Source organism: Shimia litoralis, from assembly GCF_005518135.1.
Taxonomy (GTDB): domain Bacteria; phylum Pseudomonadota; class Alphaproteobacteria; order Rhodobacterales; family Rhodobacteraceae; genus Shimia_E; species Shimia_E litoralis.
In genome coordinates this window covers 1-6505 of the sequence record NZ_SULI01000042.1, presented here as the reverse complement: position 1 = coordinate 6505, position 6505 = coordinate 1, and the positions used below count along the sequence as shown (strand labels likewise).

The 6505-nt window shown below is 54.4% G+C and carries 5 protein-coding genes; all 5 read right to left on the bottom strand.

What is annotated here, in order from left to right:
* Positions 1–174: 174 nt before the first annotated feature.
* The 5 genes from urtE to urtA all read right to left on the bottom strand — a co-directional run bounded on the left by urtE (position 175) and on the right by urtA (position 6146).
* A complete protein-coding gene (gene urtE, locus FAP39_RS17040; protein WP_138017577.1) occupies positions 175–870 on the bottom strand; it encodes an urea ABC transporter ATP-binding subunit UrtE in 696 nt (231 codons plus the stop codon).
* 3 nt (positions 871–873) lie between these two features.
* Complete coding sequence (urtD, locus tag FAP39_RS17035) at positions 874–1614, bottom strand: urea ABC transporter ATP-binding protein UrtD (protein ID WP_138017576.1); 741 nt, start codon at positions 1612–1614, stop codon at positions 874–876.
* Complete coding sequence (gene urtC, locus FAP39_RS17030; RefSeq protein ID WP_138017575.1) at positions 1611–2840, bottom strand: urea ABC transporter permease subunit UrtC; 1230 nt, start codon at positions 2838–2840, stop codon at positions 1611–1613. The genes urtD and urtC overlap by 4 nt, the downstream gene beginning before the upstream one ends.
* A 3-nt stretch (positions 2841–2843) precedes the next feature.
* The gene (gene urtB / locus FAP39_RS17025) at positions 2844–4799 is read right to left on the bottom strand and encodes an urea ABC transporter permease subunit UrtB (RefSeq protein WP_138017574.1); all 1956 of its coding nucleotides are present in this window, start codon (positions 4797–4799) and stop codon (positions 2844–2846) included.
* A 66-nt stretch (positions 4800–4865) separates the two neighbouring features.
* Entirely contained in the window at positions 4866–6146 is a 1281-nt protein-coding gene (gene urtA / locus FAP39_RS17020) for an urea ABC transporter substrate-binding protein (protein ID WP_138017573.1), read from the bottom strand.
* Positions 6147–6505 lie beyond the last annotated feature (359 nt).

Genomic DNA, 6505 nt, shown 5'->3' with positions numbered 1-6505 from the left:
GGTTCAACCGATGACCTGTTTCAACCGCATGGGCTAAGCCTCATACACAGAGTTTCGGATACTCCCCAGTATCATTTTCATCCCTGTCAAAGTCACATTTGATAGATCATCGAAAATCAGGAAAAAGATCAGCGGAGGCGCTAGGATGATCAGAGTAAGCACCAACATCCCATGTCATACGGACACCCCCCTGAGGACGTCTTTTTTGGTCAACACCGCCTTTGTGCCCTGCATCATCACCTCGCCACGTCGCAGAATCACAAAGCGGTCCGCCAAATCATATGCAAACTCAAAATACTGCTCGACCAACACAATCGCCATGTTCCCCTGAGTACGCAGATGCCGGATGACGTCCCCGATCTGTTGAATAATATTCGGCTGGATACCTTCGGTCGGCTCGTCCAGCAGCAACAGGCGTGGCTTGGTGATAAGCGCGCGGGCGATTGCCAGTTGCTGTTGCTGACCACCTGAAAGATCCCCACCGCGTCGATCTTGCATTTGCTTCAATACAGGGAACAATTCGAAAATCTCTTCAGGCACGACATGCTCGGAAGTTGGCAGACACACGAACCCAGTTTCAAGATTTTCGCGCACGGTCAAAAGCGGAAAAACCTCGCGGCCCTGTGGCACATAGGCAATACCCTTATGCGCCAGCGCGTGTGCCGGAAGCACACCCAAATCCTCGGTATCCAACACGATGCTGCCACCAGACCGTGGGTGGGTTCCAGAAATCGCCTTGATCAGGCTTGTCTTGCCCACCCCGTTTGTGCCCATGACACATGTCACCTCGCCAACGGCTGCCTCCATTGAGATGCCGTTCAGGATTTGAGAATGCCCGTAGTGCAGGGTCAGGTCTTGGATTTTCAACATTGCTCAACGCCCCAGATATACATCAATGACTTCTTGGTTCGAGGTCACATGATCCAGACTGCCTTCGGCCAGAACAGATCCCTCGTGCAGCACGGTGACTTTACAGTTCAGGCGCCGGACAAATTCCATATCGTGTTCAACAACCACAACCGCGCGGGTTTTCGCCGCGTGTAACAACAGGTCGGTGGTATGTTCGCGTTCTTGCGGGGTCATACCCGCAGCAGGTTCGTCCACCAGCAACAGGCGCGGTTCCTGCGCTAGCAACATTCCGATCTCGAGCCATTGTTTTTGTCCATGGCTTAATTCGCCGGATTTGCGCGCAAGCTCTTCTTTCAGGCCAATTTCCTCTGCGAGATTTGCCGCTTTCTCTAGGTCGGCCACATTGGCCCGATAAGCCAAAACCGCAAGCCAGCCCCGCGGCTTTTTCAAAGCCATCAACAGGTTTTCCTGTACGGTTTGATCTTCAAAAACGGTGGGTTTCTGGAACTTGCGGCCAATCCCGGCCTGCGCGATCTTTGCTTCGTTCATCTTCAGCAAAGACACAGATTTTTTGCCCCATATCACCCGACCCTCGTCAGGTTTGGTTTTTCCGGTGACAATATCCATGAATGTCGTCTTGCCGGCCCCGTTTGGCCCGATCACCGCCCGCAGTTCAGCCTCGCCAATATGGAATGACAGGTTGTTGATGGCGCGGAACCCGTCAAAGGTAACGGACACACCGGACACTTCAAGCAACACACTCATTGGCTCGCCTCCTGTTCGCGCAAGGCCCCGTCACTTGGGCCCAAGTCAGCACCGTGACGATTGGGAGTTCTGCGTTTGCTCCACAGATCGACCAATCCACCCATGCCTTTCGGGGCAAACAGCGTCACCGCAACAAAAGACATCCCCAGAAGCACCAGCCACCAGTCAACCCATTTGATCGTATAAAACCCAAGCGGGATATTCGGAGCCTGACCGCCGGTGAACCACGTGCTTAACAAACTGACAGAGGCCGCGCCAATCACAGCGCCATACAACCGCCCCCGCCCGCCAATGGCCACCCAAACCGCCAGATAAATCGAGGCAATCGGTGAAATTTCCGCAGGATTGATAATGCCCGCTTGCGGATAATACAGCGCCCCCGCAATGCCCGCGATACAAGCCGTCAAGGTAAAAACCATTAGTTTGTAGGTCTCAACCGAATATCCAAGAAAGCGCACGCGGGCTTCGTTGTCGCGAATACCACGTATGACCGAGCCGAACTTGCCGGAAACGATCCACGCCGCAAGCAAATACCCCAACCCCAACGCCAGCGCAGAGGCCCAGAGAAACCACAAAGAGACCACGTCTTGTGACGCTTCGACCCCGGGCAGATTTTGCAATCCTGACAATCCGTTATTGCCACGCAACCCGCTGTCGTTCTGAAACAGATACAGCGCCAATGCCAGCGTCATGGCTTGGGTTAAGATGGACAGGTACACGCCGGTGACCCGACTGCGAAACGCCAGCCATCCGAACACCAGCGCCAGCAGACCCGGAACTAGAACCACCAGCACCAGTTGCAAAAACAGGCTGTCGGCAAAGGTCCAGATCAGGGGGAAATCGCTGGATCCGACCACACCAAAAATCTGATTTCCAATGGCATCGGTCACCTCGGTCGCTGTTGGTGGAATCTCAACCTGCGACAGCGACTCGACGACAATCAATCGTGTGCGTTCATACATCAGCCACATGCCGATCATGTAACCACCAAGCCCAAAAAACGCAAAATGGCCAAGGCTCAGGATGCCGGTAAAGCCCCATATCAGATCCATCGCCACTGCGATCAGGCACAGGCACAGAGTCTTGCCAAGAGTTTTAATGAAGCTGGTCGAGATGATCCCGACGCCAGAGCCCTCGGACATGACCGTTACCGTTACCGTAAACAGTGCCAGACAGGTAAGAAAAATCAGAACCGAAGGGTTTCTGGAAATAAACGAGCGCTGCATGGATTAATCCCCCGCCGCACGGCCTTTGAGAGCAATGATGCCTCGTGGCCGGAACTGGATGAAAATAATGATAAAGACGATCATATAGGTCTGTGCCGCCAGGGTGTTTGATGGGTTCAACCATTCGATACCTTTTTGCAGAAAGCCGATCATCGCAGCCCCCGCAAGCGTCCCCCAGATGTTGCCGACACCGCCCACAACCACGGTCATAAAGCTTTGTACGATATAATCGTTGCCCAATTCCGAGGTCACCTTGGCAAACAGGCCAATGGCCACACCAGCGATCCCGGCAATGCCAGACCCCAACCCAAAGGTCAGCATATTGACCTTGCCGGGATTAATGCCCATCGACGCTGCCATGCGCGGGTTTTGGGTGACAGCGCGGGTTTCAAGGCCAAGCCGCGTGCGCTTCATGATGAACACGAAGACCCCGAGAAAAATCAAGGCAAGGATGAAAATCGCGATCCGGATATAGCTGATCGACACCACGTCGTTCATCACCATCGCCCCATCAAGCCAGCCCGGCGCTGTCAAAGGCCGTGCTTGAGTGCCAAAAATATTTTTGGCGAGCTGCTGCAGCGCAATCGAGATACCAAAGGTCGCCAGCAGGGTTTCCAACGGGCGGGCATACAGCCAACGGATCACCAACCGCTCCATCGCCACGCCGGCGGCAAAGGTGACGGCGAATGCCAGCGGTATCGCAACAATGATCGACGCGGTATGATTAGGGATGATCTGTTGCACTACATAACCAGTATAGGCGCCCATCATGATGAATTCGCCATGTGCCATGTTGATTACGCCCATCACACCAAAGGTGATGGCAAGACCGATGGCGGCAAGAAAGTAGATCGAAGCCAGCGACAAGGCATCAAGCGTAAGATCCAGCGCCTGATTCACACCGACCTTTAGACCGATGGACTTAAGAGCATTGCGCGCGGCGGTCGTGACCTCGTCCGATGTTTCGGCATAGCTGTCAAAGAACACATATGCGGCAAGGGCGGCATCGATATCCGCCTGCGTGACCAAAGCAGGCACGGTGCCGGCCTCCGCCAGCGCTGCATAGGCACGACTGCGGGCGGCATCCGTGTTCAGTTGCACCACAGGAATGCCGCCGGCGTGTCCACCGTCGATATTACTCGTCAGTGCGGCACGCATATCACCCCGTGAGACCCGCGGCGGGGCCAACGCATGTCTGACCAGAAAATCATAGGCGTCCTCCGTGGTGAACGCGTCGGAACCGGGCGTCAGATGTGTGGCGATGTTCACATCTTTAGGGATCTCCCCCAGAGCCACGCCGCGCGTTGTCGCCACCAAAGGATTCAGTGTGGCGCGCAGATCAAGGCCCAGATCCCCGGACATTTCCTCGATTGCCGCGACGCGGGCCTTGGTATCTTGGTCATATCCAATGGTTAGCAACCGTTCGAGCCGCTGTTTTTGGGATTTCAGCCCGGCGTCCTCTTCGCCTGCAATCGACGCGCGCAGCGGGGCCAGCATTGCTGCTGCGGGATCGCGCTGGATTGAGGTCAGCGCATCCTGTCGTTTGTCCTTGTCGGGGTCCATCAACTGAAACTGGACCAATGCGGCACCAATCATCCCACGGATACCGCTATTGGGCTTGAGCTGTTTCAAGGCTTGCTTGGGAAAAGTGCCCACCACCTTGCCGCTGTCAAAATCGGTCAGAACATAGGTTTTGGCCTCGGCCTGTTTTCCAATAAAAAACATTCCGTCGGATTTGCGCATCCACATGTCCTTGGCTGCCCATGTCTCTAACACGGACTGGGCTTTGGACGACCCGCTGGTGGCAATTGCATGGATGGCTGGACCGATGGTCTTGCGAGAACCTTTGGCGATCACCGACTGATGCTCTTGCAAAATGGGCTGGATGTCGGCGTCCTGTGCTGATGCCGTCAGGCATGACAACAGGATCGCGAGACCCGCAAGGAATAGTCTTATCATATCGGAAATGTCCGCGTCTCTGGTTGGAAGGGGGCCGCAAGCTGCCCCCTTCGCACATGAATGTGCTTAGTAGTTCGACAGGGTCTGAACGCAGGTTTTGGTTTCGGTGTTATACATACCGCAGCCCAGATCCTTCCAGTCAGATATCAGAACAGCCGACTCCGGCAGGAAATCTGTCCATGCATCACCCGGCACTTCCGAAGTCTGGCTGATGATATCGAATTGCCCATCGTCCTGAATTTCACCAATCAGAACCGGCTTGGCCAGATGGTGGTTCGCCAGCATCACAGCGGTTCCGCCTGTCAGGTTCGGATATTCCTGTCCGTACATCGCAGAACGCACCGAATCCACATCTGTCGAGCCCGCAGCAGTGGCTGCGTTCAGCCACATGTTAAAGCCAATATAATGGGCTTCCATCGGATCATTGGTGACGCGATCTTCCCCCATCGTCGCTTTCCAGGTTTCCACGAACTCGGCATTCACCTCGCTTTCTGCAGATTGAAAATAGTTCCAAGCCGCAAGGTGACCCACGAGATTCGAGGTATCAAGTCCGGCAAGCTCTTCTTCACCCACCGAGAAAGCCACAACAGGGATATCATCCGCCGAAACGCCTGCGGCTGCCAGCTCTTTGTAGAAGCCGATGTTGGCATCGCCGTTGATGGTCGAGATCACGCCGACCTTCTTACCGTCAGCGCCCAGTGCAACCACGTCAGCCACAATTTTCGACCAATCCGAGTGACCAAAAGGCGTATAGTTCACAAAAATATCGCTGTCTGCGATGCCCTTACCTTTCAAGTAGCTTTCCAGAATGTTGTTGGTGGTTCTGGGGTACACATAGTCTGTGCCGAGCAGTGCAAATTTCTCAACCCCGAGCTCCTCGAGGAAGTAATCCGTTGCAGGAATCGCCTGTTGGTTTGGCGCAGCGCCAGTGTAGAAGACGTTCTTCGACGATTCCTCGCCTTCGTACTGCACTGGATAGAACAAGAGACCGTTCAACTCTTCGATCACCGGCAGCACCGATTTACGCGACACGCTCGTCCAGTTGCCAAAAATTACGTCCACATCATGCACCGTCAGAAGTTCACGGGCCTTTTCAGCAAACAACGGCCAATCCGAGGCCGGGTCAACCACAACGGCTTCTAGCTGTTTGCCCAGCAGGCCACCTTTTAAATTCTGCTGGTCGATCAGCATCAACATGGTGTCTTTCAAAGTGGTCTCTGAAATTGCCATGGTGCCCGAGAGCGAGTGCAATACGCCGACTTTGATCGTGTCTTCGGCAGCCATCGCGGCACCTGCCAGCGAGGCAAAGACAACCGATCCGGCGAGGGTGGATTTAAGAAAGTTCATACGATCCTCCAGGGGGCGGGGTCACCGGCAGGGCTTGCGCTATGGCGTATAATTCCTTTACCTGTCCCCGCAACTTTGTGTTGCAATCCGTGTGGCGGCCGCTTCGAGGTCCAATCGTGAGGCCGTCACACACCATACTTTCCAGACATCTTGTCCGCAGCAGGTGCCTCATCGTTTCTGCATTGCAGCAAAATTTGCAAACCAGATCATGATCGCACTCTAAAATGCGGCACGAGTTGCACAAATTTTGCTCGAAATATGCTGCAGTTGCATAAAAATCAGACTTTTGCACCTGAAGTGGTCCTGCTTTTTAGGACAGGTTTGCGGCTTGGCTAAGATGCATCTGGTTTATGTTCATG

Excerpts from the sequence above, each read along its gene's own strand:
- urtB (WP_138017574.1), bottom strand. The coding sequence starts at position 4,799 with ATGATAAGACTATTCCTTGCGGGTCTCGCGATCCTGTTGTCATGCCTG.
- urtC (WP_138017575.1), bottom strand. The coding sequence starts at position 2,840 with ATGCAGCGCTCGTTTATTTCCAGAAACCCTTCGGTTCTGATTTTTCTT.
- urtE (WP_138017577.1), bottom strand. The coding sequence starts at position 870 with ATGTTGAAAATCCAAGACCTGACCCTGCACTACGGGCATTCTCAAATC.
- urtD (WP_138017576.1), bottom strand. The coding sequence starts at position 1,614 with ATGAGTGTGTTGCTTGAAGTGTCCGGTGTGTCCGTTACCTTTGACGGG.
- urtA (WP_138017573.1), bottom strand. The coding sequence starts at position 6,146 with ATGAACTTTCTTAAATCCACCCTCGCCGGATCGGTTGTCTTTGCCTCG.